1 pseudogene is annotated in these 556 nt (G+C 36.7%); it reads left to right on the top strand.

The features are described 5' to 3' along the window. Positions 1-556 (top strand): annotated as a pseudogene (locus tag AC1DJR_RS32945) (phage tail spike protein); the annotation flags it as partial.

Raw genomic sequence — 556 nt, 5'->3', positions numbered from 1 at the left:
GCATATCAAAGGGCAGGTTTTAGAAGGGGTAACACTTAAAACGAGTGGAAACAGATTTGTTGAAATAAATAAGCAAGACATGAAGATTTTCGATTTAGATAAACCACGTGGCTATATGGGGTTTATGGAAACGACAGATGGAAGTATTCAACCAGCACTTGTTCTTGGTTCTGATAACAGAAAATTTACCGGTACAGGATCGTTTTATATTTATCAAACCATCCCAAGAATCAATGGTACTGAGCAACCTTCTAAAGCTTGGGCTAAATTTGGAATATCAAAAGGAGAAAACGCTGAAGGGACTAATGTTTGGTCATCATACATCCAAATGAGTAATGACGGTGGTCATCTATATGCATATGCAGACGGAAGATTGTATTTTGATTGCTTGAATGATATCGTTTTTAACTCAGTTGGATGGGCACCAGGATACGGTAAATTCATGGTGACTACAACGGAACCACATTATTTTAAAAATAACTATGGTGAGTTCCATTTTGATAGAAAAAGTACTGGCAACAGTATATACTTTGTCAATGGTGCCAATGATCATGAT

The sequence above is a fragment of the Bacillus sp. 05T31 genome (assembly GCF_056396725.1).
This window is presented reverse-complemented; position numbering and strand designations above follow the sequence as displayed.